Raw genomic sequence first — 25,466 nt, 5'->3', positions numbered from 1 at the left:
CGGCGGGTCCGCACGACGTCGTCTACCAGCGAAGGCGACGGTTCCACGGAAGTATTCTGGAGTGTGACCAATGGGTGATCACCGCAGCACGACCGGAACGACCAGCTACACGTACGACGACGACCACCTCCCCGAGTATTCCGACGAGCGGATCAGGGAGCTCTACAACCATTACCAGGAGCAGGGGACGCTCGGCGACCACCCGAGGCTCCAGCACCAGCACAACATCGTCACCATGGGTGAGGAAACCCCCAAGGTCGGCGACTACCAGGGGAACACGCGGACGAGCGACCCCAGCACCAAGTGGGGCAAGGAAGCCAAGGACGGCTACGAAGTCGACCCCGAGGAGCTGCGGAACCTCCGCACCACCATCCTCAACGAGCTCGACGACCTCAAGGGCAAGCTGGACGCCGTGAAGGGCCTGAAGGGCTTCACCGAGGAGAAGGTCGGCGGCGGCTCCATCGGCAACACGTGGGTGGGCATGGCGACGAAGGCCAGCACGGTCTTCGGCGAGAACTACGGTCACATCGTGGCCAGTATCGAAGGCGTCGCGGCGAAGCTGAAGGCCTCCGCGGACGCCTACGAGAACGCTCACGACTCGACGAAGAAGTCGACCGAGAACGTCCAGGCATAGAACTGAACTTGTCGCTTTGTCGGTAGGAGAACCGGACGGGGCGAGCTTCCCGGACGCAGGGAGAACGATGGCTCCCTTCCCTGCGTTCTCGCGGGTGTCCGGGCGAGTGCGGGTGTTACTGCGAAAGGGCAAAGGCGATGGGTGAACAGTGGCTTAAGAAGAACATCTACGACAGCAAGGCGGAGGCCAATCCCCAGGCCGCCGGTGATATCAAGTTCAGCCAGGTCAAGGAGATCTTCAAGAAGATCGACCCCGGACCGGTGAACGACGCCTCCAGCGCGTACATCGCGGCCTCCAACGCTTTGGCCGCGTACACCAAGACGCTGGAGGGTTACGCCGACAAGCTGATCAAGCATTGGCAGGGCGAGAACGCTCAGAAGGCCCTGGACCAGCTCGGGCAGGTGCACCGCACCGCCGCCAGGATGTCGGACATCAGTCTCAAGACGTCGAACTCGTTCAAGTGGTACGGCACCGAGATCCTGCCCCACTACAAGTCCGTCGGCGAGACGATGGAAGACGGCTGGGACGACGACGACGGCGACGACAATCGCTGGGCAAAGGACAAGCTCGAAAAGCTGTACATGCGGACGGCGGAGTCGCATAACAACGTTCCGCCGGAAGTCGAGGAAGACCTGCCGGACACGAAGGGCGGTAACGAGCCGCCACCTGGGGGCGGCGGCATGCCCCCTGGCGGAGGCGGCGGCAGTATGCCGGGTGGTGGCCCCGGTGGCATGCCGGGCGGCGGTTCGGGCCTCGACGGCGGCAAGTTCCCTGGCGGAGATGGCAGCCCCTTCGCCAATCCCGACAGCGGCAGGAACCCCCACCTCAGCCCGAGCGGGATGCCCGACTCCAGCAATCTCGCGGGAATCGGCGGCGATCCAGGTTCCGGCTCCGGCCTCGGCTCGTTCGGCTCGGGCGGAGGCAGCAGCCTGTCGAGCATGGGTGACCCCGGCGGAATGCCTCCCGGTGGTGGCGGCGGTGGCGGCATGCCTTCTGGTGGTGGCGGCAACCTTCCCGGCGGCGCGGGCCCCGGTGGCATGGGCACCGCCGGCGGCGGTATGGGCCCGGGGGCCATGGGCGGCATGGGCGCCGGCCGGGGTGGAGCGGGCGCGGGCCGCATGGGCGGTATGCCGATGGGCGGAATGCCCATGGGTGGTGGCGGCGCCGGCAACCAGGGCGGCCAGGACCGCGAGCGCGAGACCTGGCTGACCGAGGACGAGGATGTCTGGGGTGCGGACGACGACACCGCCCCGCCGGTGATCGGCTGACTGCCATCGGTTGACGGGTTTCCGGGCCGGCTCACGTCGGCCCGGACCGGCAACCTGGCCGGATGGGTGAGTCGGCAGGGTCGGCTGACGCGGCCGATCGACTGGCGGTACGGTGTCGGACGCATGTGGCGGCGAGCGTTCTCGCGCCCACCTCGCGGCAGGGAAGGTTTGGAAAGTGCGAAGGCTGATTCGGTTCGCTTCAGCGGTGTCGGCGATCGCCCTGGTCATGGCTCCGGCGACTGCGGGTCAGGCCGCTGCCGCGCAGGCCTCTCCCTTGACTGAACGCCAGTGGTGGTTCGACACGTGGGGTATCGAGAACCTGGTCTGGCCGAAGACCAAGGGTGCGGGCGTGACCGTCGCGGTGCTCGACACCGGTGTGGAGGCGAGCCTTCCCGACATGAGAGGGGCGGTCGTCCCCGGCAAGGCCTTCCGTGTGAGCGGAGACGGCAGCAGCGACACTGAGGATGACGGAGACTTCGGCCACGGCACGGGCATGGCCAGCCTCATCGCGTCCAGGGGCACCAAGACCGGCTTCACGGGGGTGGCCCCGGAGGCGAAGATCATGCCGCTGGCGACACCGGGGGTCGCCGACTCGTCATCCCCGGACGCGATCCGGTTCGCGGTGGACAACGGCGCTAAGATCATCAGCGTCTCCCTGGGATCGCCTTCGGAGACCCATCAGCACCAGTGCCCGGCGGACCTGCTCTCCGCCGTCGCGTACGCGGCGAAGAAGGACGTCATCATCGTCGCCTCCGCCGGCAACGAGGGTGCCAGCGGCAACAAGCCGATCTACCCCGCCTCCTGCCCTGGTGTCGTCGCGGTCGGCGCGATGGACAACCGGGGGCAGGCCTGGGAGAACACCCAGCGGCAGGACTACGTGACCCTCGGAGCGCCCGGAGTGAACATCCCGGCGCTGAGCCAGGACGGCAGGGTCTGGCCGAACGGCGAAGGCAGCAGCCACGCCGCCGCCCTGGTCGCCGGCGGGTTCGCCCTGCTGCGCAGCGAGTTCCCGCAGAAGTCGGCCAGGGAGATCGTGCAGCTGGCCACCAATACCGCCAAGGACTTCGGCCCGCCCGGTAAGGACAACACGCTCGGCTACGGCGTGCTGAGCCTGCGCACCGCGCTGTCCAAGCAGGTGCCCGCCAGCGCGCCCAACCCGGTGTACGAACGTCTCGACAAGGTCATGGGGCAGGTCAACGCCCAGAAGCCGCCGAACGCCAAGGCCGCGGAGGCCGCTGAAGAGTCGTCAGGGATGAGCCCTCTGATTCTGGTCGGCGGCGCCGTGGTCCTGATCGGCGCGGCTCTGCTGGTGGTCTTCCTCTTCCTGCGCCGTGGCAAGCGCTCCGGACCGCAGATCCCGCCCAGCCCGCCATCGCATCCCGGCTACGGCCAGGGCGGCCCAGGCTCGTTCAACGCGGGTCCGCCGCAGCCGCCCGGTCCGGGTACGGGTCAGCCACAGCCTCAGTACGGGCCGCCCCAGCACGGGCCGCCCCAGCACGGGCCGCCCCAGCACGGGCAGCCTCAGTATGGGCAGCCGCCTCAAGGACAGCCTCCGCAGGGCCAGGCTCCGGTGAGCGGCCCGCCAGGACCTCCTCCGGGTGGTACGCCTCCGCAGGGCTGACCGATGAGCGCGGCATGTCCGTGACCGTCAGGCGGCCGTGAGAGGACGGGCATGCGCTTCGGGGTCGAAGAGGAGTTCTTCGTCGTCGATCCGGCCGACGGCAACGTGGTCCCCAGGGCCGACGCCGTGGTGGTCGAGGCGAAGAAGCCGCTCGGCACCAGGGCCGACGGCGAGGACACCGAGTTGCAGGTGGAGAGCCGGACACGGCCCTGCACCACCGCAGCCGAGGTCACCGATCAGCTCCGCGAAGGCCGTTCGTGGCTGGCGTTCGCGGCGGCTCGGGAGGACCTCGCCGTGATCGCCGCCGGTACACCCGTGCTGGGCGCCGCCATCCCTTCCCCCCTCGTCGCTGGGCCGCGAGCGGAACTCGGCCGTGCGGTCGCCCGGGGCCTGCTCGACGAATACGCCATTTGCGCGGTGCACGTACACCTGGAGATGCCGGACCGGGAGCACGCGGTGCTGATGAGCAATCATCTGCGGCCCTATCTCCCCGTACTGCTCGCCCTCACGGCGAACTCTCCATACTGGTCCGAGCGCGACACCGGATACGCGAGCTGGCGCACGCTCCTGTGGAGCCGTTGGCCGGTCGCGGGGCCGCCTCCTTACCTGCGTTCCGCGGCGCACTACGACGGACTGGTCGAGGCGCTGTGCGAGGCTGAGGCGATCACCAGTGAGCGCGGCGTCTACTGGGACATCCGGCCCTCGGCGCAGCACCCGACGCTTGAGATCCGGGTCGGCGACATCCCCATCACATACGAGGAGTCGGCGTCGTACGCCGCGCTCGTGCGCGCTCTGGCCGTGAGCCTCCTGCCTGCGGTCGAACGGGGTGACCCGGGCCCGGCCCTCGAACCCGAGTTGATGCGCCTCGCCTACTGGCGGGCGGCGCGAGACGGATCGTCCGGGTCTGGGATCGACGTTCGCACCGGCAAGGCGGTGCCGGCCGGGGAGCTCGTACGGCGCCTGGTCGACGCCGCGCGACCGGGGCTGGAGCAGCATGGCGAACTCGGCCTTGTGACCCGCTGGCTACGCCGTCTCGATGAGAAAGGCGACGGTGCGCAACGGCAACGCCGGATCGCGGCCGAGCGTGGGTCCCTCCGCGATGTCGTGCACCATCTCATCGAGCAGACCGGAAAGGGCACGTTCCTCTGATTGCGGGGATCAGCCGACGCACTCCTTGCACGAGGTCAGGGCCGTCAGTGTCTCCCGGGTTGCCGTCTCTGCTCCGGCACGGGCCGTGGGGGTGTCCATCGGCATGACCTCGTCCTTCTCGTCCGCCGGCTGGACGGTTCCCGCGTACTCGACCGTTATCAGTACATTCCGGGAGCGGGCCGTCACGAAGACCTTTCCCGTACGCACGAACGAGTCGCCGCTCTGGATCGGCCGGGCGAACGCCTGCTCACCGATGTCCTTGAGGGGAAACGGCTGATCCAGCTCCAGCCCTACCGAGCCACCCGTACTACGACCCGATCCGGTACGCGCGGCGCCCCATTCGGTCTCGTACGCCTCCTGGGCGCGGGCCGTTCCGCCCTTGTCATCCTCATCCAGCATCAGCCGTACACCGATGTCGAGCTGGTGTGACCTGAGGGTCCCGCTGGAGTCACCTTGCAGGGCTTCTTTCCAGACGCAGGCGCCGGCACGTTCACCGGCCACGGCTTTCAGGCCAGAGGGCTTCTGGACCTCCGCTCTAGGAGCCAACCTCTGCACGGTCCCTGGAGAGAGTGAAGAGCAGATGTCGGGCAGCGAACGGAAACCGGCCTGGGCTGAGCCGCCGTCGTTCCCCGGCCAGAGGAAGGCGACCCCACCCGTTAGGACGGCGACGGCCACGACGGCTCCGAGCCACAACGGGCGCCGCCACAACGGGGTTCGGACCTCGGCCTCGGGCCGGTCGTCCGGTGCCTCGTTCGAGCCGTCGACAAGCCGATCCGGAGCGACGAACAGAGGACGTTCACTCAAGTCCGCCGCCTCGGATGGGCTCGGCTCATTCGTCACAGGTGCTCCAGGAAGTCCACGCCGCCAAGACGCTACGACCCTAGCCTCGTCCAGGGGCCGGCGCGGCGGCGGTCATGACCAGTCATGCGAGCCTCCACAGGACAGGATGGCTCCAGAGACCCGCGCTCGCTGGCGAAGGGTGATGGCCCCTGCTTCGCGGTCCACAGCCCGGAGGGGCCCCGCGATCAGAGCCGGTTGGCAGTAGTCGACCGCGTGCCGTTGGTGGCTGGTCGCCATCCCCAGATGCGGTGGATCGCCCGGTGCCGAGGGGAGGACGGCGCTGCGATACGGCTTCTCCACGCATGACAGGCCCGAGATCACTCGCAGTTCGGCCGCGGATTGTGAGTGGGAGCCGGTGAAAAAAGGAATTGCGTTCGAGGGAACTGGAACCGCTTGATCGAGAGAGGACATCTCATTAGGGTGGTCCGGATCCCCCGCCAATGGAGACATAATGTCGCCACCTGAGAACCGTGTTTCGGACATCATTAATCAGTCCACCCCCGCAGCGCCCCCTCAGCCGTGTTCTCCTGACGGTGGGCCTTCAGCGCCGCCACCGCGGAGCAGCGTGCGGCCGACCCCGCCGACCTCGCCCTTCGGGAGCATGCCGGTGAGCGGCGCGATGGGGGAGTCGAAGTTCAACGCCGACAACATCGAGCGTTTCGGCGGCAAGTTGATCGTCAATGTGGGCGGCTACCTCAAGCAGGCGCGGCTGGACATCAACGATGCTCCCCGCAGGGTCGAAGCCAGTAGTTTCACCACCTTCTGCCCAAATCTCGCACATGCCTACATTCAGGCGACCGAGTATGCGGACGTCGATCTGATCACGAAGGAGCGAGTCCTGCTCGATGTCGACGAGAAACTGAAGACCACCGCCAAGATCCTTCGTGAGGCGGAAAAGAAGAGCACGGTACGCGGCGCCTGACAAGGATTGGACGGACAGCTCCCGATGGACTTCTTCGGCTCTCTCGAGCAGGTTGCCAAGGTCGCATTCTATGAGGCGTCCTTCGGTGCCATATTCGTCTCCGGTGCCTGGCCGAGTGTGGCGATCATCTATGGAGCCCAGTCCAACCCGGGTGAGCTCTGGGAGGCCGCAGGAAAGTGGGGCGACGTTGCCGACCGCTTGTCCGATGCCTCTGACGAAGTGGATGCTCAGCTCAAGACGCTCAGCGAGTCTGACTGGTCGGGCAAGGATCGCGACGCGTTCGAGAAGCAGTTGAACGATTACCAGAACCAGATTTGGCTCTCCCGTGCCTTCGCCTGGTGCATGCAGATGATTCTCAAACTCATGACCCTGCTCATCTCGGCGTTCATCATCATGATGGCCGTGCTCGCAACCATTCTGATGGGTTTTGCGGTCGCGATAATCGCGCTATGGGTGGTAAGTAAGATTCCCTTCCCGCCTACGAAAGCGGCGGCAGAGGCCGCGCTTGCCAGCGTCAAAGCTGCTTCGACCGCATTCTCGATCAAGATGAGGGCCATGTTGCGGGCGGGAGAAAAGGCACTCACCTCGGCAGGCAATGCTGCCGCCGGTACCATCGCCGGGCTTATGGCCATCGATGTCATGGGGCAGATGCTGACCGGGAATACCCGGGCTTACGGCGATTTCGTGCAGGCTACCGTGAAGAGTGCTGATGACGTCGTCGCCGGGCGCCTGTCCTTGCTGGAGCAGAAGCTCACCGGGCAGTTGATGAGGGGCTACACCGTCGGAGGGCTCAAAATCGGCAACAAGATGGTCCTGCCGATCCAGCGGATTCCTCAGCAAATGCGTCCCTGGATCCAGCCGGGCACCGCTTTCACTAAGGGGTTCGCTGATGTGGGCATGCCCTTGGCCGGAACTGACCCCGACAGCCCTATCCAGGTCAATGAGAACAGTCCACTGCCGGGCGGATCTCCCTCCATGACCAGACCATTGACGGACGCGGCGGCCAAGTATGGCGAGGACGGCAGCGAATATGTCGGGGGCAGTGACGCGCTTCCCGGCAACGTCGCCCCCAAGGGGGGCTCCTGATGTCCCATCCCGAGGGCCTCTTTCTCGACAAGGACAGCCAGCCAAGCATCCTTAGTGCGGTCGGCGTCTTTCTTGGTGGGGTGGCGGCGGGTGTGCTCGCCTATTTTGTAGGTGGATGGATCGGTATCGTGATCGCGGTTTTCGCGGCGTTGCTCGCCGCCGCCGGGGTGGCCATATTCTTGGGGACCCGCCATCCTGAGTGGTATCAGAGGACCATGCTGACCGAGCGTGGCCTGATCCAGTCACACAAAGGCAAGCAGACGGAGGTGGTGCCCGTCGAAGCGATCGAGGCGGTAGGGCTGCACGTAAGGTTCGAAGAGCTCGTGCAGCTCGTTCTGTGGTACGACCGCTCGATGGTCACCGAGTTGCCTTTTGCCTGGCGCATCGCCGAGTTCTCCCCCGGCGTGCTTCGTTTGGACGTTGTGAATCCTGAGTTGAAGAAGCGGCAAATGGGCTATCTCGGCCTGGCCGACGTTCGCGAGGTCAGAGAGTTCGTCGAGGCGCATGGCCTTGGGGAGTGGCGGCACGAGCGCGCGTGATGGGTGCCCCAGTATGGGGTTCCGGAACGGACGTCAGATTTGCGGCGGGTTGAGGTCGGCTTCCATGGCGGCGACCGTGAAGCCGACGATCAACCTGGTCCAGTCGTCCGTGAGATTCGGTTCGAGGTCGATCGCCCACGTATCGCCCTGGAGGACGGTGGAGGCCACCTTCTGGTCGTCCGCCTCGAAGACCTCGTACTTCTGCCGGGCATGGCTACCCCGGATGGCGCCCAGGATGTCGCCGGCGCCGTCGAGCACGTTGAAGGCCTCGCTGGTGAGGCGTAGTCCGCCTTGGGATTTGATCGTGCCGACCCGCTGGTCCTGGCCGTCCCACACTGGAACGGTCTTGACCTTCCTGCCCTCCGGCCGTTCGATGCTGAGCAGCACTGAGCCGTCCGGGCGGATGAGCCGTACCTTCTGGTCGGTGGTCATGAAGAGTGTTCGCCATGTACCTCGGGGATAGCGGAGGTCCGCGAAGCTCGTACCGTCCCAGTCCTTGAGGTCGCCGTGTGAGTACAGGAGCTCACGGGTACCCAGGAGCGCGTTCGTCATTTTTCGAAGGTCCTGCGGAGCTGTTCGAGGAGGGCCGTGGTGTCCTTCATCGTGTCGCCGAACATGTCCTGCAGCTCGTCCATCTTGCTCTGCATCTCCTCCTGGTCGGGGACCGCGCTCATCGGGTCGCCGTCCTCGCCGAAGATCTCCTTCATCAGCTCACCGGACCTGCGCTCCAGGTCGGCCTTGGCTTCCCGGGAGGTCTCGACGATGAGCTCGGAGAGCTGGTCGGCTCCCAATCGCATCGCGCGGGGATCGATCTCGATTCGGTGCAGCCCCTCGCCGTTCCACTCCACCGTCACCCGGCCGTCGGCGGATTCGGCGCGTCCGATCAGCTCGGCCGTGCGCTCTTGGAGCCTGTTGGTGTCGGCAAGATGCTGCTCGGAGGCCTTGAGCATCTTCTCGAGATCGAGCTCGAACATCGGATACCTCTCCTGGCGGACAGCGCTGCCCGCATCAAGGTAACGCCACCCCTACCTTCCGTGAGGAACGTTCGACAACTCGGTTCATTTAGCGTGGGCCATGTCACTCGTGTCGCCGGCGGTCGGCCCGAACCTCCATGATCGTTGCTGCGTCCCATGCGGTGGACGGACGTCTCCGTGAGAGGCACACCCCATAGCGTGACGTTTGGCGACATAGAGGTTGCGTGGGGTTGGTCTTGCCGCGAGGATGGCTGACCATCTGTGGACACGGAGGCTTGCGGGCTTCAGGTTGACGATCGGCTTGTGAGGGGTTCTGCTGCATGCGCGAGGAATGGCAGGCGCACATCGATGAGCTGCTCGAACGGTACAAGGAGCAGCGTCAGCAGCTGAAGGACCTCCAGGAGAGGATCGAGTCGCTGGGGGCCACCGGCGAGGCGGCGGACGGGATGGTCAAGGTCACCGTCGGCGCCCAGGGCCAGGTGACCGAGGTGGAGTTCGACCCTCGCGTCTACCGCAAGCTGGCGTCCGAGGAACTGGCCGAGGCTGTGCTGGCGGCCTCGCAGGACGCGAACCGGAAGGTGGCCGAGCAGCGCCGCGAGGCGATGGCCGGCTCTGTACCCGACGAGGTCCTCGACGGGGACGTCGACAAGATGCTTCCCGCGGACCTCACCAACATCGAGGCGGTCGTCCAGCGCTACGGGCTGCGTGGCAAGTGAGCTACGAACTCAAGGTAGAGCGGGATGCGCTCAAGCGGGCGGGCGGCGGTTTCAAGGACGGCGCGCAGTCGCTGACCCAGGCAGGGGCGAGCCTCGACGGCAAGCTGTCGGCCGAGGGCAAGTGCTGGGGCGCGGACGAGACCGGCCAGGCGTTCGAGAAGGACTACCTGAAGAACGCCACGGACGTCATCAAGATGATCGAGTCGGTCGCCAAGAACGTCGCGCAGATGAAAGAGGGCATCGACCGGATGGCGGGCACTCTCGGGGACGCCGAAGACGCGTCCGGGGGTCGATGACCCATGGGGATGGAGATTCCCGACTCGGTCAAGTGGCTCTCCTGGATCGTCGGCTCGGACTGGCCTGAGGGTGACGAGACCGCGATGCGCCGCTGCGCCGACGCCTGGCGGGAGGCCGGCGTCGACGTCAAGGAGATCGCGGACGAACTGACGACGGCGGCCACCAAGGTCCTGTCGACCGTCGAGGGCGATGGGGCCGACTCCTTCCGGGCCAACTGGGAGAAGTACGTCGATGTCGATCCCCAGATCTTCCCCAAGCTGATCGAGGCGTGCGACCAGCTCGGTGAGGCCCTGGACGGCGGCGCACTCGAGATCGAGTACGCCAAGTACATGTTCATCGCCCTGCTGATCATCACGGCGATCGAGATCATCATGCTGATCAACGCGGCGTTCGTGACGTTCGGCGCGTCCACGGCGGCGATCCCCGCCGCCCAGATCGCGGGGCAGATCGCCAGCCGTGCGATCAGCCAGACCCTGCTGAAGGCCATCGGCCGGGGCATCCTGATGGGCGTCATCGAGGGCGTCGGCCTCGACCTGGCGATCCAGACGCTGCAGATCGCTCAGGGCAACCGCGACGGCGTCGACTGGCAGAAGACCGGCATGGCCGCCCTCGACGGTGCCATCGGCGGCGCGATGTCGGGCGGCATCGGGCACGGACTGGGCAAGACCGGCCTCGGTGACAACGCCGCCGACAGTGCGCTGGGTGCGATGGGGCGGGGGGCACTGCGCGAGGGCCTGTCCGAATCCCTCAGCGGCGTCGGCTCGACCGTCGCCTCCGCGGCGATCAGCGGCGAAGCACTCACGGCCGAAGGGCTGGCCAAGGGTGCCACCTCCGGCGCCTTCGGTGGCGCGGTAGGCGGCGCCAAGGGCGGCCTCGACCTGCACCTTCCTAACACCAACCCCGAAGGCAATGGTCCGGGCCCGGGACCGGAGCCGGGACCTGATCCTGGTCCGGAGCCAGGGCCGGATCCTGCGCTTGGGCCGGAGCCTGGACCCGGACCCGGACCCGAGCCTGGACCTGGGCCTGGGCCTGGGCCTGGGCCTGGGCCTGGGCCAGATAATGGTCCGGGTCCGGCTCCCGGCCCCGGTCCGAGTAGTGGCCCAGGCACCGATCCAGTGGGCGGGCCCGGCGGCGGCCCGAGTGGCGGCCCGAGCGGCGGTCCTGAAGGTGGTCCGGGTGGTGGCCCCGGCGGCGGGCCAGGTGGTGGCCCGGGCGGCGGACCGGGTGGCAACGACGGAGGAGGCGGCCCACAGGGCGGAAGCCAGCAGGGCGGCGGCCCGCAGGGTGGCGGCGAGGGTGGCGGCAACCGGATCGCGGCTCTGCTGGGTGGCGAAGGCGGAGGAGGCGGCGGCGGTTCCTCGCTTGCCGGCGTCGGTCCGTCCGATGGCGGTGGCGGCCCCGCGGCAGGTGGTCCCGGAGCTGGTGGCGGTCAGCCCGGCGGTGGCGGTGTCCCCGCTGGAGGTGCCGCGCCGGCGGCCGGTGGCGGCGCCCCAATGGGTGGGGCTGTCGGTGGCGTCATGGGTGCCCCCGCAGCCGGACCGAACGTTGGAGGTGCTCCTGCCGGAGGTGCTCCGGTAGGTGGAGCGGCTCCTGGCGGTGCCGCACCAGGCGGTGGCGGCGGACGTTCTACGCCCACCCCCTCCTCCACTAGTTCTCCTGGATCCACCAGTGGTGCCGGGAACGCGCCTTCTTCCGCTAGTGATCCTTCGGGTACGTCGACGCAGAATCCTGCCGATGGCCCCGGCCCGCAGCCTTCGGCAACTCCCGAGACCGGTCCGTCCCAGGATGCTTCGGACGGCGACGGCGCCCACACCCCCGACCGTTCGACGGACTCCGCCACTCCGGGCGCCGAGCCCAGGAGCGAGAACGGTCCGGGTGCCGATCGGCCTGGTGACGCCGACCGTACGTCCGACACTGAGCGTCCCGGCGACACTGACCGGCCTGGTGACGCGACTCGTACACCGGAGACGGACCGCACCTCGGACAGCGACCAGGCGGGCGAGCCGGATCGCACCCCGGATTCCGAGCGCACACCCGAAGGGGACCGCACGCCCGAGCGCACGCCCGAGCGCACGCCCGAAGGGGAGCGCACACCCGAGCGCACGCCGGATTCCGAGCGTTCGGACACGGAACGTACGCCCGACCCGGAACGGGCGCCGGACACGGATCGCACGCCGGAGGCGCAGCGGTCGGAGTCGGATAGCGACCGGGCGACCGAGCCGGACCGCACTTCCGATCCTGAGCGGACGCCGGATTCCGAGCGCGCGCCGGAAGGGGAGCGGACACCGGACTCGGAGACGTCCGAGCCGGAGCGGGCGCCGGAGGCCGAGCGCACACCCGAGCGCACACCCGAGGGGGAGCGCGCGCCCGACACCGGCGGGGAGCCGGACGGCTCGCGCGAGCCTGATCGGCTTGCGGACGGTCCGGACCAGACGGACGGATCCTGGTCGTCGCCGAGTGGGGCTCGGACGGATTCCGAGGCCGATGGTCCGGGGACCTTCGGCGTGTTCCCGATGCCTATGGGTGGCATGCCGGGATCCACGCCGGGCCGCCCGTCGAGCGGGACGCCTGCCGGGCGTTCCACGCCTCCGTTGCGTACGACGCCCACGGAGCCGAGCGGTATCGGCATGCCGGAGCCCGCGAGGGCGGACGCGTCGCGGACGGACGCTCCCGAGGAGACGCCGCAGCAGCCTTCGCCGGGACGGGACGAGCGCGACGGCCGGCAGGACGAACCCGGCCGGCAGGACGAGACCGCGGCGCAGCCCGCGCGGCCGCTCACGACCGATGAGCGGATGCAGGACGCCCACGACGCGATGTCGCAGGGCGCGGTCACGTTCCCCGACAACGAGGCCGCGAGCCGGTACGGCGCCGATCACTGGAACGGCTATGCCGACGGGCTGCCCGAGGCGCAGCGGGACGCGCTCCGCGACTACACCGACTCGCCGCCGACGAGGCCGACGTACCAGGACATCAACGGGCAGCTGCGGGACGGCGGCGCGCTCGATGAGGATGTGCGGAATCACATCATCCAGCTGGACGAGGCCCTGGCCGGGAATCCGGTACCGGAAGACGTGGTCATCACGCGCGGTACCGGTCTCGGGCACATCGACATGGACCCGGCCGACATGGTCGGGCAGACGTTCAGCGATCCCGGCTACATGTCCACGTCGCTCGGCGGTCCCGCGGGCGCCTTCTCCGGCAACGACGCGATCCTGCACATGCGGGTCCCGGCGGGGACCCCTGCGCTGTGGGTAGAGAACGTTTCCGCCTTCGGTGGTGGCGAGCGCGAGCTGCTGCTCGGCCGCGGCATGACGTTCCAGGTGGACGACGTCGTCTTCGCCGATGGGCAGTGGCAGGTCTACGGCAGCTTCGTTCCGACCGAGGCGCCGGCCATGTCCGATGGCGGTACGTCGGGTGCGGCCACGCCGGAGGGGGACGGCCCGCCCGCGAGGACGGGAGACGACGCTTCGGAGGGTGAGACCGGCAGTGGAGCGCCGTCGCCTGATTCGGACGCGGCGTACTCGGACGGCCTGCTGAGGGGCACTGGTCCGCTGGACGACGCGCCTGCGGATCCGAGCACCACTCCGAGTCCTGACCGCGCCGACCCCTCCGCTTCACGCGAGGAGTCCGCAGAGTCGGCCACGCCTGGTACGGACCCGAATCGGGCCGAGACGCCCGGTACGGATCGGGACAGGACCGATGAGGCCGCCGGTGCGGACCGGGAACGGTCGGAAACGCCTGAAGAGGGCCGGCCGGATCCCAGGGAAGGTGGGCAGACTCGTACGCCCACGCCTGACCGTACGGACGCCGACCCCAGCCGGACCGACGATGTCGACCCCGACCGGGCTGATCCCAATCGGACCGACGACGCCGAGCCCAGCCGGACCGACCCCGATCGGACCGACGACGCCGACTCCGGCCGGACCGACTCCGGCCGGACCGACTCCGACCGGACCGACAACGTCGATCCTGACCGGACCGACGATGCCGATGGGACGCCTCCGCGGCAGGACGTGCCGGAAGGTCTGCCGGACCGTCTGCACGACGCGTGGCGCAACAGCGATGAGACGCCGGCGGGACGGGCGTTCTATGGTCCGGACGAGCCGGGCATGCGCGGGCTGGCGCGGACGGTCCAGGCCGATCCCCACCGGTTCGTCATCGACGGGCATGGTGACCGGGACGGGCTGATCGTCGACGGCCGGCGGCTGAGCGCGGCGGACGTCGCGGATCTCGTCCGCAGCGACCCGAACTGGAACGGCCGTGATCTGCTCATGATCACGAACGAGTCCGGTAGCGGGCGGTTCACCACGGATCTGGCCCATCAGCTCGGTGTACGGGTCGTCGCGCCCACCGGAGCCGTCGATCTGGACGCGGCCGGAAACGTCACCTCGAACGGCTGGACGGTGGCGGGCGACAGGCCCCCGGCCCCGACGCCCAGCGCGCCCGTTCAGGATCCGGTGCAGCGGTTCGGTACCGACGAGGAAGGCCAGGCGTACGGCGACGCGCGGCTCGCGGACGTCTACCCCAGCCTTCCGCCGCACCTGCAGAACGCGTTGTACCAGTACACGGTGCAATCGATGGTCAACGGGTTCCTGCGGCCGGGCACCGATCTGCCCGGTTACCTGAACTTGCTGCGGAGCGATGACCAGAGCGCCCGGGCGCTGTGGAACATGAACGGCGGCTCCTGGCCGACGGTGGACGGCCTGCGGAACATGCAGGCCAATCCGAACCTCACCCCGGAGCAGCGGGGCCTGATCGACCATGTGCTGAACTCGCCGGAAGCGCGGGAGCGGCTCCAGCAGATCATCACCAACGGCCAGTACCACAACTTCCTGCACGGGCACTTCGGCGAGCCGCCGACGGTGGACGCGTTCAACCGGCGCATCGCCGAGCTCGACCAGGCACTGAACCAGCCCCTGCCGGAGCCGCTGCAGACCGAGCGCGGCCTGCACGACGTCAACTTCATGACGCTTCCCGACGGCACGCCGCTGGGCGGTCGCGACGCGATGGCGCTGGTCGGTTCGATCCAGACCGAGCCCGGATACATGTCGACCTCGCTCGGGCGGGATCCCGCCGTCGTCGACGACAACCCGTTCACGTACCGCCTGCACATCGACCTGCCGGAGGGCTCGCACGGGGTCTGGATGGGGCTCAACAGCCACTATTCCGACCAGCGCGAGCTGATCCTGCCCCGGGGCGTCCGCTACCAGATCACGCATGTCGATCCCGATGCCAGGGATGCCGACGGCAATCCCATCGTCGAGATGCGCGCCACGGTGATCCCGCCGGGCATGCCGGATCCGCCTCCGCCGGGGTCGGCCGACACGTCCGCTCCGCACTCCGGTACGGATCCGTCCGCGGCTCCGCGCGGTGGCGACGGCGCGGCCCCACGGGGTGGTGACGGCGCCGCTCCGCGTGGCGGTGACGGCCCGGCCTCGCGTGGCGGTGACAGCGCGGCCTCGCGGTCCTCTGACGACGGCGCGGCCTCGCGCGGCGACGGGGCGGCTCCGCGGTCGTCCGCCGGCGACGGTACGGGGCGTGCCGACGATGACGGGGCCGATCCTCATGACGGCGACACGGGCGGGACGCCTCCGGACGGACTTCCCGATCATCTGCACGACGTCTACCAGGGCAGCCAGGAGACTCCGGCGGGGCGCGCGTTCTATGCCCCCGGCGAGGGGCCGATGCGGGATCTGGCCGGGCGGGTGCCGGCCGACCCTGACCGGTTCATCATCGACGGCCACGGCGATGCCGACGGGATGCGGGTCGGCGACCGCCGGCTCAGCGTGGACGATGTCGCGGACCTGATCCGCAGCGACCCGAACTGGAACGGCCGCGAGGTCATGCTGCTGTCCTGCGAGACGGGCGAGGGCGGCTTCGCGTCCGAGCTCGCGCAGCGGCTCGGTGTGCCGGTCACGGCTCCGCGCGGGCTCGCGTGGTCCGACAACGACGGCAACGTGTACGCCTCGTCCGGCCACCAGGGCCCGGACGGCCGTACGCGCCCGGACCTGCCGCCGAACGGCGGTTGGACCACGCACACCCCGGACGGCGGGCGCGTCCAGGCGGGCCGGGACGGTCATGCCCCTGGGCACCCGGTCTCCGACCCGGTCGCCGCGTCCAGGCGGCCGGACGCGGGTGAGACGACGCGTGCCTCGCCGCAGCAGAATCCGTGGAATCCGCCGCCGGGGGCGAACCGGGCCCAGACCGCGGACCGGAGCCTGCGGCCCGACCAGCGTGCCGCGGACATGACCGGCCTGCCCGAACGGGCGGCCAGGTACCGCGTCCTCGCGCTGGACGAGCACGGTAATCCCGTCATGGAGAACGGGCAGCCGGTCGTTCGTTCCATCGTCTACACCGATGAGACCGGCCAGGTCACCCACGTCACGAACCCTCAGGCCGAGGGCGAGCCGAACGCGCTGCGCAACCCCAACGAGAACATCGACCTCACCCAGCCGGAGCCGGGTGTCGTCCATCAGATCGACTTCGGCCGCGGCGACCCGCATGTCTTCGTCGGTGGGGACGACGGCCGCTCACCGGCGGCCGCTCCCTTCGATCCGCCGACCCACGTGCTGGGGACCGACCCGCCGCGGCCGCTGAACGACGCGACGGTCAACGACTTCGATCCCGCCACGGGGCCGTACAGCGCGCGGCAGCCGCTGCCGGAGAATTCCAGGATCGCGGTCTACGACAATCATCAGCCTCCGCGCCTGCACGGCATCTTCTGGACGGACGGGAACGGCGAGATAACCCACGTCCGTACCTGGTACGGCGATGAGGACGGCGCCGCCAATTACAATCCCGAGCTCGGCCTGCTCAAGCACAAGTCGGCCGGGGTCCCGCTGCCGAACGCGCATTACATGGTCGAACCGCGCGACCGCTTCAAGGACGTCCAATCGGCGGACTTCGATCCTGGTGACGCCGTTCGCCGCGGCGACCTGGGTGCCCAGGTCAAGCGGGACGACGACCCGGACTCGATCGATCTCGGAAATCCGGACGCCGGCAACACCCGGGCACAGCCGGACTACCAGGTCGCACCGGGCACCTTCCTGTTCCATACCGACGCGAACGGGCAGGCCGACGCGGCGACCGGACGCCCCGATTTCGAGGGTGACGAGGGTGCCCGGTACGGGGCGCAGGGCAAGGTCGGCAAGCTCGGCCCGGGCGAGTATTCGGGGACGCCCTTCAACGGTGGCCATATCTTCGGCCACCAGGGAATGGGCCCCAGGGAGCGCATCAACTACTTCCCGCAATGGGAGGTCGAGAACCAGGGGAAGAACGAGCAGCAGGTCACGCGTCCGCAGAGCTGGTACGGCCTGGAGGAGCATCTGGCGGGCCTCGCCAACGACCAGGGCAACAGCATCGTGGTCGACCGGTTCGAGTTCTTCGCGGAACCGAACACGGGGCCCGACGGCAGGCTCGCCTACACCCCGCAGGTCGTCCATGCCCGCTGGGCCCAGACCGATTTCAGTACCGACCCGCCGACCACCACCGTTCACTACCGGACGTTCTACAACCTGCCGCCCCATCAGCTGGGGACGTCGCCGACGTTCCCCGCCGATCCGGACAAGACGCCGTCGCGGCCGTTCGGCTACGCGGACCCGGCGCCCCGGTCGAGCGATTCCGGCAACACCGGCAACACCGGGGACTCCGGTGAGCCGCCGCAGGCCGCGGCGCGTTCGGCGGATCCGGTCCCGGAGGCGGAGGGGGCCGCTCCCAGGCAGGCCGCGGACGACGGCCCCGCCTCCGATGGCGACACACCGGACGGCCCTGCTTCCGAAGGCGGAACACCGGACGGTCCCGTCCCGGACGGGCGTACACCCGACGAGGTGATGCGCCGTATCCACGAGGACCCGCGCGTCCAGGACATGCTGGATCGGGCCGCGGCCGCCGACGGCAACCTGCACTCCAATCTGCAGGCGCAGCTGCGGGACGTACTGCCGAACCACCCGGAACTCGCCCGGATCATCGCCGGTGACGGGCTCGGCAGCCTTGAGGGCTCGCTTCGCGATTCGCTGCTCGCGCGTCCCAAGACGCTGCACAGCCTGCTGAAGCACCCCGAGGCGATCGCGATCCTGAACGACTCGGTCGCCGAGGTCGAGCGGCGCGGTCCCCAGGCCGTGCTGGACGATGACGGGTCGCGCGCCCAGCCGACCCCGCTGACCGACGAGCAGAAGGCGATCAGCGAACGGCTGACCGAGTCCGTCGCCCAGAACCGGGCCGAGGGGGAGATCCAGGATCCCGCCAAGGCTCCGTCCCAGCCCGGGTTCGATCCGCCGGACGACTACCGCGCCATCGACGTCAAGAGCGACCCCGAGGCCGCGCGCGGCCACCCTTACCTCGACGGGTATCTGGACGGGCTGTACGACGCCATGCGGCAGTCCGAACCGCTGCTGCGCGCTCTGGTCAACGACCCCCGGATCCGCGAGCTCGGCGGCGACCCGCACATGCGGCCCGACGAGAAGGACCGGGGACGCGCCCTCGACAAGATCATCGGTGACTACACCGGCGACGCGAGCAGGCTCAGCGACCTGCTCGGCGGCAAGATCCAGTTCGCCACGGTCGACGGTCTGTACCAGGCGCTGGGCAGCATCCAGGACATCGCGCGGTCGCACGGCGTGGAGATCGTGTCGATCAAGGACCGGATGCAGAACCCGGTCCCGAGCGGTTACCGCGACGTCCAGCTGACCGTACGGATGCCGAACGGGCACATCGGTGAGCTGCGCCTGCACCTGTCCTCCATCGACGACGTCGCCGACTACGAGCACTCGCTCTACGAGGTGCGCCGGGACCTGCCGGTCATCGCCGCCGAGCAGGGAAGGGCGATCACCCCGGAGGAGGACGCGCTCAACCAGGCCATCCAGCAGCGGGTGATCGACCGGTTCCAGCACGCGCTGGACCTCGCGCTCGACCCCTCCGCCACCCGCGACCGCACCGAGCCTCAAGCGGACCGTACGGAGACCCCGGCCGATCCTGCCGCGTCCCAGGCCGACCGTACGGAGCCCCCGGCGGATCGTACGGAACCCCAGACGGAAGCGCCCGCGCAGGAGCGGGGGCCGGATGGGCCTCCGGACCGGCGCGAGGAGTCCTCGTCCGGTGATGACGTGGGCGACGGGCCGGGGGAGACGCCTCGTTCGGCCCCGGCTCCCCGCCCGGAGGTGGCCTCCCAGTACGGCTGGTACCAGGAATCACCGATGACCACGGGGAACCCGCCGGCGTCCTCCGCTCCCGCCTCCCCCGCCACGCCCGGCGTGACGCCTGAGGAGACGGGCCGGGACGTCCGCGACCAAGACGCCGGTGGCCCGGAGGTCCGGGATCAGGCCGATCCCGCTTCACATGACGCTGACGGCGACCAGGCCGATCCGAACTCGCGCGACCAGGACCAAGCCCAGGACGAGGACCAGGGGCAGGGCCAGGGCCAGGGCCAGGACTCCTCGGACGGGGTGCCGGCGGACCTGCCGCAGCACCTGCATGACCTGTACCGCGACAGCGAGGGCACTCCGGCGGGCCGGGCGTTCTTCGGCCCGGACGAGCACGCGATGCGCGATCTGGCGCGGCGGGTGGCACCCGATCCGGACACGTTCGTGGTGGACGGCCACGGCGATCCGGACGGGATGCGGGTGAACGGGCGGCGGCTGAGCGTCGACGACATGGCCGCGCTCATCCGCAACGATCCGGGCTGGAACGGCCGCCAGGTGATGCTGCTGTCCTGCCGTACCGGAGAGGGCGACTTCGCATCCCAGCTCTCCCAGCGGCTCGGCGTGCCGGTGATCGCTCCGAACGGCCTGGCCTGGTCCGACACCGACGGGAACGTCTTCGCCTCGTCCGGGCGGCCGGGTCCTGACGGGCAGCAGCGGCCCACCTGGCCGCCGGACGGTGGCTGGAACACGCACCGTCCCGACGGCAGCACCGTTCTCGCAGGCCAGAACGGCTACGCGCCCGGCCATGGGGATCGCCAGGCGGGCGCGCCGCGTCCCGACGAGGCGGGCGCGCGCGGCCTGGGCGACTGGTGGCGGCGGATGACGGGTTCCGACCCTGACGCCGACCATCCGGAAGGGCGCGTGGACAGGAACGGCGTCCGGCGCTTCGACACCGACGCGCAGGGCGAGCGGTACGGGGAGAACAGGCTCGGGCATGTCCTCCGCAACCTGCCTCCAGTGCTGCGGCAGGCCGCGCACTGGTACACGGTGCAGTCGTACCCCAACACCTTCCTGCGTCCGGGATCGCCGCCCATCCAGGCGTCCCTGGACCACCTGGAACGGGAGTACGGCAACGCGTACCACCTCATGCATCTCAACGGTGGTGCCATGCCCACGATGGCGGATCTCCCGCGCCTCGCGAGCATGCCGGGGCTCGATCCGTTCCAGCGCGATCTGCTGCGCGGCGTGATGGCCTCGCTGTCGCCTGCGAACCGGCTCGAGGAGCTGGGAGGCAACTTCGCCCAGTGGGGCCTTCTGCACTCCTACTTCGGTCAGCGGCCGAACGAGGCGCTCGTCCTGCAGCGGATCAACGAGATCGACCACGCGCTGAACCAGCCGCTCCCCGAGCCGGTCCAGGCGCTGCGCGGGCTGCACGACGTGCGGTTCATGATGGCGAGTGACGGGCAGCCGCTGGGTGACCGGCATCCGTCCCTGCTGCTGGGCGAGGTACAGACCGAGCACGCGTACATGTCGACCTCGCTGGGGACGAACACGACGACCGTCGACGGCAAGGGCTTCGACTACACGATCAGGTTGTCGGTGCCGGCGGGGACGCCCGGCCTGTGGATGGGGACCGGCAGCGCGTTCCCCGACCAACGCGAGCTGATCTTGCAGCGCGGCGCCCAGTACCGCGTCACGGAGGTCGTGCAGACCGGGTATAACGACCGGGGACAGCCCACCTTCGAGGTCCATGCCCAGGTCCTGCCGCCGGGGGGCGCTCCATGAACGACGACGTCGAGTTCGGAGGGTGCGCGCGATGAGTGACCTGCCGCCGCCGGGAGCCCCGGGGGGTCCGGGAGCCCCGAGTGCCTTCCCAGGGGTCCCCGGCCTGCCGCCGCTCCCTTCCGGCGGGGCGAAGCCGCCGCGGGAGAACTATTCGGGCTGGACCCGCGACCCCGTGGTCCATCTGCCCGTACTGCTGAGGGGCAGGGAGATCGGGCGCCTGTGGGCCTCCAAGACCCGGATGGCGGCGGGCTTCCTGCGCCTGCCCGAGGTCGTGGACGAGGTCTGGGACGCCCTGGTCGTATGGTCGGACCGGCTGCACGAGGACTACGCGAAGGGCCTGCCCGCCCTGGAGGCCGTCGAGCGCTGGCGCGGCGTTCCGGAGGATCCGGCCGGTGGCGGTGTCCCGGCGGACGCCGAAGCGCGGGAGGCACCGAGCCTGGCGGCGCTGTACGCGCTGATCGATCCGGCGAATCCGCCGCCGCCGGGGCCGCTGATCCAGGACGGGACGTTCCCCGACGGCACCCCGGCGGACCGGTCGCAAGGCTGGGGCCCGCTGATCAGCAGCGCGCCGCCGACGTACGCGCGGGAGACCGGCGGCCCGATCCGGTACGTGCCGGTGATGCTGCGGGACACCGTCGCCGGCTATCTCTGGGCGTCGGCCGACGGGCGGGCCGCCGGTTACCTGGAGCGGGCGGCGGCGGGCGAGGCCGGACAGGTCGCGGGCGGTCTGTGGCGGCTGCGGCTGAGCCGGGCCTTCGCCGCGGGCGTGCCGGCGTTCGAGGCGCTGCGGCGCTGCCGGGAGTCCGCGGCGGACGAGCTGTCGGGGGTCATCGGCCCGGAGGCCCGCGAGCAGGACCTGCCGGATCTGGCGGCGTTGCGGGAGCTGGCCCGGCGGTAGCCTCACCGCGTCGGCCGGCGCCGTCCTGAACGGGCGCCCGCCGGGACGGCCGGGGAAGCGCCGGGACGGCCGGGGAAGACTGGAGGCCGATCGTCTCCGGAGCGGAATCAAGGAGCGGATCGTGGCGGCGAGATATCCCGAGTATTACCTGTACGAGGAGACCCCGGTCGTCTTCGTCGAGCCTCCGGGCGGCGGGCTCGACTGCCTGGTCCTGTCGTCGAGCACCGGCGGGTTCGAGCGGGATCTGGAGTACGTGACCAAGATCCGGTTCGGGACGACCGCCGATATCCGGACGCTCTCGCGGACGGAGTTCGTCCAGCGGGTCGAGGAGTTCCGCGGCCGGTGGCTGCGCGGCGACGGGCCGGTCTTCGCCCTGTACGAGACGATCGGCGGAATCGAGCAGAACGCGCGCGACGAGGCCCGCCGGCTGACCGACGAGGAGGCCGCGCTGGTCCATACGCTCCGCCTGCGTACGCACGAGCTCTTCGAGGCCGGTCTCCAGGCAGAGGGCCGTCCGGGGACTCCCGGGGAATCCTGAGTCTTGTCCATGGTCCAGGGCAGAGAGCCGGATCCCGTGAACCCCGCCGTCGTCGGTGCCGACGCCCTTCCGGCGGTTCCGCAGGACGAGCACGAGCTGGCGGGGGCGCTTCGTCCGGAGAGCGCCTGGATGTTCGTCTGGGGCCGCCGGGTATTGCGCGACCTGGTGGGCGACCGGGTATCGCGCTTCCTGGTCGGCCGACTGGAGCCCGGTCACTGGTCGGTGCTGCGCGGCGATGCGGTGTGGCTCGCGGTCCGATGCGCGGACGACGTCCTACCGGCGGAGCCTTCGCACGCGGTGTCGTTCGGTACGGCCCAGGCGGCGGTCGCGTATGCGGCGGCCGGGCTGATCGTCGACGAGAAGGTGACGGTCCACTCCTACCTCCTGCGGGACCTGGACATCGTCGAGCATGTCCATGATGCGGAGCTCGGCGGTACCTGGGGGGTGACGGAAGAGGGACGGCGCGCGGCGGATGCCGCGCGCGTCGAGGAGCGCCCGCGTTACGGGCGTACCGGCATCGCGCTGGAGCCCATCATTGGACGCCCCGCGGCCTATCGGGTGCTTCGCCCCGGCCCACCATCGACAGGGAACGGCCCGTTCATCGGCACGCACGAGATCTTCCTGCGGCTCGTCGAGCCACGCCTCCCCGGCGACTTCGGCGCGAGCACCGGCGAGGAACTGCCTGAAGGCACTCTCCTGGAGGGCTTCGGAAGTACGGACCAGGAGTACCTGTTCACCATGGGTACGCCGTTCGAGCGGCGCGGCCTGTCCCAGACCGGGATAGCGCACACCCGTCACTTCTACGTCGTACGGCGGCCTCTGTGGGTCTACCAAGGCTTCCCGGTCAAGGCGACCCCCGTACCGGCGTCCGGGCTGCAACACCTCCACGAGCCGTCCGACAAGGGACGCGGCTACCTGATGCACGGTTCGATCGCGGCCCTGCTCGCGTCCGGCGAACTCGCCGAAGTCCCCGTGTGGGAAGCCGCACGCATCCTGAACGAGCGGCGAGAGCGGAAGAAGGCGCGGGAGGTGAAGGATGCTGGAACGGGCTGAGGAAGACAGATGTCTCGACGACATCGCTTCGCTGCTGGTTCACCTCATGCCCGGCGGCTGGGAACTGGCCTCCCTCTCCTACCGCGCGGTCGGTACCTCGTTCGAGTACGCCGTGATCGGTGGCGGGCTGGTGCACCCGAGGCTGCCGAACAGGCACAACGAGGCGACGCCCACCCGGATGCGGGAGGCGGAAGAGCTCCTGCCGCTGTCGGGCGTGCACGAGCTCCTTCGGGACTTGCGGTCACGGATGCACGAGAAGGCGCGCGGTACGTGGCTGGAGATGAACCTGAAGGTTCGCTGCCGCGCCGGTGAGACGTCGGATCTCGACGGCCCGAGGCCGCTGTGGGGCGTCAGCTACAAGTACGCCGACGAGATCTCCTGGGCTGACGAAGTCCCGCCTGCCGCCGCCGCCGAAGAACTGCTGGCGCATCCCCAGGACGCGCAGGACGTTCCCGAGTGGCTGGGACGGCTGGCGATGGTGCAGGCACCGGCGGACCGCTTTGACTCTGGGGAACTCCTGCGGTCGCCGCAACGCGAGAGTGATCTCGTCGCGGCGCTGCCCGAGGGCCTCGCGGACCTGTTCGCGGCGTCGCGCGCTCTCCTGCTGGACGTGCTGGAGCCCGAGGAGGCGGACCGCTTCCTGGTGGGCAGGCTCGCCGATGGCCACTGGTCGGTGGTCCATGCGGCTCCGTCCTGGCTGGCCGTACGGATGGAGGACGGGGCAGGCGCCGAGGTCCACGCCTTCGAGGAGGCCCGTTCCGCGGCGGCGTTCGCGATCGGTGCCGTGCTGGCCGAGGCGGGGGCGGAGGTCAACAGCACGGTCCTGACGGCGGCCGGCGTCCTGTCCATGCTGACGGCCCCCCGGAAGGGCGTCGACACCTGGACGCTCGGCGACTACCAGCAGTTCGGGACCAAGCAAATGCGGCGTTCACGGAGCGTCGAACGGCCGAGCGGTGCCGCCGCGCGAGGGCGCCGCTACATTCGGCTGTCGACCCTCCACAACCGTCCGGGCGGCTACTTCGTCTGCCGGCCCGGCCCGGTGCCTTCCCGGGGCGATTTCGTCAGTACCCATGAGATCTTCCGCCGGTGCGCCGAGAAGTGGCTGCCGAAGGCGAGGCCGCCCGTACGGGAGCGGCCGGTGGCGGAGACCTTCCCCACCGAGGTCCTGGAACCGGGTACGGAGTTGGACGCGTACGGCGAGCCCGACCGGGATGTCCTCTTCACCATCGGGACGCCGTTCTCCAGGCGCGGCCTGTACGGGACGCCCGAGCAGTACGCGTATCACGTGTACCGCGTCCAACGGCCCTTCGAGGTCTCGCCCGGCCTGTTCACCGCGACGCCGATCTTCCCGACCGGGCAGGACCGACCGGCAGAAGAGGAGCGGCCGGCCGGTACCGACGGCCGGGGCTTCTACGTGTCCCGCCCGATCGCCGACCTGCTGCGGTCCGGGGAACTGGTCGAGATCACCGGGCCCGGCGGCGAGCCCGTCCAGCCGGCCGGGAACCCGACCGGGAGCGCGACCCCATGACCCCACGACCAGAGCCACGGCCGTACGACCGGGATCTCCACGCCCGGCTGATCGAGCGGCTGGAACGCGCCCTCGCACGGGACGCGCCGGCGGACTGGCGGCGCATCGATCTCAAGATCCGGATGACGGGTGAGGTCTCCGACGTCGCCCTGACCGTGGTCCTGAAGACCGGAGCCGTCCCGCCGGTGGAACCTTCGGGAGAGCTCACCGAGATCGCGGCCGAGCTGCGGTCGATCATGTACCGGCCGGGCGAGGGCACCTGGTTCGGGATGCGCTTCATGATGGATCCTCCCGATACCCGGTGGCCCGATCCCCACTGGGTGAGCTACAACCGCGCCTTCGATCCGCTCTGGGATCCGCCCCTCCCGCGCGAGGAGTGGGAGCGGGATCTGGCCGCGTTCCCCCGTACCGGCGAGCACGTCCCGAGGTGGCTCCGCGACCGGCTCCAGGGGCCTGTGCATGGGCAATAGACTCGCCCGAG

18 protein-coding genes are annotated in these 25,466 nt (G+C 69.6%); 15 read left to right on the top strand and 3 right to left on the bottom strand.

Annotated features, from left to right (window positions below):
* Positions 1-70 precede the first annotated feature (70 nt).
* The 4 genes from ACH34Q_RS09425 to ACH34Q_RS09410 all read left to right on the top strand — a co-directional run bounded on the left by ACH34Q_RS09425 (position 71) and on the right by ACH34Q_RS09410 (position 4,672).
* On the top strand, positions 71-634 hold the full coding sequence (locus tag ACH34Q_RS09425) for a hypothetical protein (RefSeq protein WP_395982407.1): 564 nt from the start codon (positions 71-73) through the stop codon (positions 632-634).
* 137 nt (positions 635-771) lie between these two features.
* The gene (locus ACH34Q_RS09420) at positions 772-1,902 is read left to right on the top strand and encodes a hypothetical protein (protein WP_395982406.1); all 1,131 of its coding nucleotides are present in this window, start codon (positions 772-774) and stop codon (positions 1,900-1,902) included.
* 274 nt (positions 1,903-2,176) lie between these two features.
* A complete protein-coding gene (locus tag ACH34Q_RS09415; protein ID WP_395982405.1) occupies positions 2,177-3,523 on the top strand; it encodes a S8 family serine peptidase in 1,347 nt (448 codons plus the stop codon).
* Positions 3,524-3,574: 51 nt separating this feature from the next.
* On the top strand, positions 3,575-4,672 hold the full coding sequence (locus ACH34Q_RS09410; RefSeq protein WP_395982404.1) for a glutamate--cysteine ligase: 1,098 nt from the start codon (positions 3,575-3,577) through the stop codon (positions 4,670-4,672).
* Positions 4,673-4,681: 9 nt separating this feature from the next.
* On the opposite strand, the gene ACH34Q_RS09405 is transcribed toward ACH34Q_RS09410, so the two are convergent.
* Positions 4,682-5,071 (bottom strand): hypothetical protein, encoded by a 390-nt coding sequence (locus ACH34Q_RS09405; protein ID WP_395982403.1) that lies wholly within the window; start codon positions 5,069-5,071, stop codon positions 4,682-4,684.
* Positions 5,072-6,119: 1,048 nt separating this feature from the next.
* On the opposite strand from ACH34Q_RS09405, the gene ACH34Q_RS09400 reads away from it, so the two are divergent.
* From ACH34Q_RS09400 to ACH34Q_RS09390, 3 genes are read left to right on the top strand one after another with little or no spacing between them, the layout of a single operon-like run.
* Positions 6,120-6,434, top strand: coding sequence for a hypothetical protein (locus ACH34Q_RS09400; protein ID WP_395982402.1), 315 nt, complete (start codon positions 6,120-6,122; stop codon positions 6,432-6,434).
* 24 nt (positions 6,435-6,458) lie between these two features.
* Positions 6,459-7,520, top strand: a complete 1,062-nt coding sequence (locus tag ACH34Q_RS09395; RefSeq protein ID WP_395982401.1) for a WXG100 family type VII secretion target — start codon at positions 6,459-6,461, stop codon at positions 7,518-7,520.
* A complete protein-coding gene (locus ACH34Q_RS09390; protein ID WP_395982400.1) occupies positions 7,520-8,059 on the top strand; it encodes a hypothetical protein in 540 nt (179 codons plus the stop codon). Before ACH34Q_RS09395 ends, ACH34Q_RS09390 begins: the two co-directional genes overlap by 1 nt.
* A gap of 33 nt (positions 8,060-8,092) precedes the next feature.
* Here ACH34Q_RS09390 and ACH34Q_RS09385 read toward each other — a convergent pair whose 3' ends face one another.
* Both ACH34Q_RS09385 and ACH34Q_RS09380 read right to left on the bottom strand, forming a co-directional pair.
* A complete protein-coding gene (locus tag ACH34Q_RS09385; RefSeq protein ID WP_395982399.1) occupies positions 8,093-8,611 on the bottom strand; it encodes a hypothetical protein in 519 nt (172 codons plus the stop codon).
* Entirely contained in the window at positions 8,608-9,033 is a 426-nt protein-coding gene (locus ACH34Q_RS09380) for a YbaB/EbfC family nucleoid-associated protein (protein WP_395982398.1), read from the bottom strand. The genes ACH34Q_RS09385 and ACH34Q_RS09380 overlap by 4 nt, the downstream gene beginning before the upstream one ends.
* A gap of 320 nt (positions 9,034-9,353) precedes the next feature.
* Between ACH34Q_RS09380 and ACH34Q_RS09375 the strand changes: the two genes are divergently transcribed.
* The 8 genes from ACH34Q_RS09375 to ACH34Q_RS09340 all read left to right on the top strand — a co-directional run bounded on the left by ACH34Q_RS09375 (position 9,354) and on the right by ACH34Q_RS09340 (position 25,455).
* Complete coding sequence (locus ACH34Q_RS09375) at positions 9,354-9,749, top strand: YbaB/EbfC family nucleoid-associated protein (protein WP_395982397.1); 396 nt, start codon at positions 9,354-9,356, stop codon at positions 9,747-9,749.
* Entirely contained in the window at positions 9,746-10,045 is a 300-nt protein-coding gene (locus tag ACH34Q_RS09370) for a hypothetical protein (RefSeq protein ID WP_395982396.1), read from the top strand. The genes ACH34Q_RS09375 and ACH34Q_RS09370 overlap by 4 nt, the downstream gene beginning before the upstream one ends.
* A 9-nt stretch (positions 10,046-10,054) precedes the next feature.
* A complete protein-coding gene (locus ACH34Q_RS09365) occupies positions 10,055-20,968 on the top strand; it encodes an ADP-ribosyltransferase (protein WP_395982395.1) in 10,914 nt (3,637 codons plus the stop codon).
* Between the two features lie 31 nt (positions 20,969-20,999).
* Positions 21,000-21,866, top strand: a complete 867-nt coding sequence (locus ACH34Q_RS09360) for a hypothetical protein (protein ID WP_395982394.1) — start codon at positions 21,000-21,002, stop codon at positions 21,864-21,866.
* Between the two features lie 121 nt (positions 21,867-21,987).
* Positions 21,988-22,404, top strand: coding sequence for a hypothetical protein (locus tag ACH34Q_RS09355; RefSeq protein ID WP_395982393.1), 417 nt, complete (start codon positions 21,988-21,990; stop codon positions 22,402-22,404).
* Positions 22,405-22,413: 9 nt separating this feature from the next.
* Positions 22,414-23,457: a glycohydrolase toxin TNT-related protein gene (locus tag ACH34Q_RS09350; protein ID WP_395982392.1), complete on the top strand. Its 1,044-nt coding sequence runs from the start codon at positions 22,414-22,416 to the stop codon at positions 23,455-23,457.
* Positions 23,441-24,985 carry a glycohydrolase toxin TNT-related protein gene (locus tag ACH34Q_RS09345; protein WP_395982391.1) on the top strand — a complete coding sequence of 515 codons (1,545 nt, stop codon included), beginning with the start codon at positions 23,441-23,443 and terminating at the stop codon, positions 24,983-24,985. Before ACH34Q_RS09350 ends, ACH34Q_RS09345 begins: the two co-directional genes overlap by 17 nt.
* Entirely contained in the window at positions 24,982-25,455 is a 474-nt protein-coding gene (locus ACH34Q_RS09340; RefSeq protein WP_395982390.1) for a hypothetical protein, read from the top strand. The genes ACH34Q_RS09345 and ACH34Q_RS09340 overlap by 4 nt, the downstream gene beginning before the upstream one ends.
* Positions 25,456-25,466: the final 11 nt, after the last annotated feature.

It is taken from the genome of Actinomadura sp. 9N407 (assembly GCF_044326315.1).
Lineage (GTDB): Bacteria > Actinomycetota > Actinomycetes > Streptosporangiales > Streptosporangiaceae > Spirillospora.
This window is presented reverse-complemented; position numbering and strand designations above follow the sequence as displayed.

Coding starts and splice junctions, on each gene's coding strand:
- ACH34Q_RS09340 (WP_395982390.1), top strand. CDS start 24,982: ATGACCCCACGACCAGAGCCACGGCCGTACGACCGGGATCTCCACGCC.
- ACH34Q_RS09385 (WP_395982399.1), bottom strand. CDS start 8,611: ATGACGAACGCGCTCCTGGGTACCCGTGAGCTCCTGTACTCACACGGC.
- ACH34Q_RS09375 (WP_395982397.1), top strand. CDS start 9,354: ATGCGCGAGGAATGGCAGGCGCACATCGATGAGCTGCTCGAACGGTAC.
- ACH34Q_RS09405 (WP_395982403.1), bottom strand. CDS start 5,071: ATGCTGGATGAGGATGACAAGGGCGGAACGGCCCGCGCCCAGGAGGCG.
- ACH34Q_RS09345 (WP_395982391.1), top strand. CDS start 23,441: ATGCTGGAACGGGCTGAGGAAGACAGATGTCTCGACGACATCGCTTCG.
- ACH34Q_RS09360 (WP_395982394.1), top strand. CDS start 21,000: ATGAGTGACCTGCCGCCGCCGGGAGCCCCGGGGGGTCCGGGAGCCCCG.
- ACH34Q_RS09350 (WP_395982392.1), top strand. CDS start 22,414: ATGGTCCAGGGCAGAGAGCCGGATCCCGTGAACCCCGCCGTCGTCGGT.
- ACH34Q_RS09380 (WP_395982398.1), bottom strand. CDS start 9,033: ATGTTCGAGCTCGATCTCGAGAAGATGCTCAAGGCCTCCGAGCAGCAT.
- ACH34Q_RS09365 (WP_395982395.1), top strand. CDS start 10,055: ATGGAGATTCCCGACTCGGTCAAGTGGCTCTCCTGGATCGTCGGCTCG.
- ACH34Q_RS09420 (WP_395982406.1), top strand. CDS start 772: ATGGGTGAACAGTGGCTTAAGAAGAACATCTACGACAGCAAGGCGGAG.
- ACH34Q_RS09425 (WP_395982407.1), top strand. CDS start 71: ATGGGTGATCACCGCAGCACGACCGGAACGACCAGCTACACGTACGAC.
- ACH34Q_RS09395 (WP_395982401.1), top strand. CDS start 6,459: ATGGACTTCTTCGGCTCTCTCGAGCAGGTTGCCAAGGTCGCATTCTAT.
- ACH34Q_RS09410 (WP_395982404.1), top strand. CDS start 3,575: ATGCGCTTCGGGGTCGAAGAGGAGTTCTTCGTCGTCGATCCGGCCGAC.
- ACH34Q_RS09390 (WP_395982400.1), top strand. CDS start 7,520: ATGTCCCATCCCGAGGGCCTCTTTCTCGACAAGGACAGCCAGCCAAGC.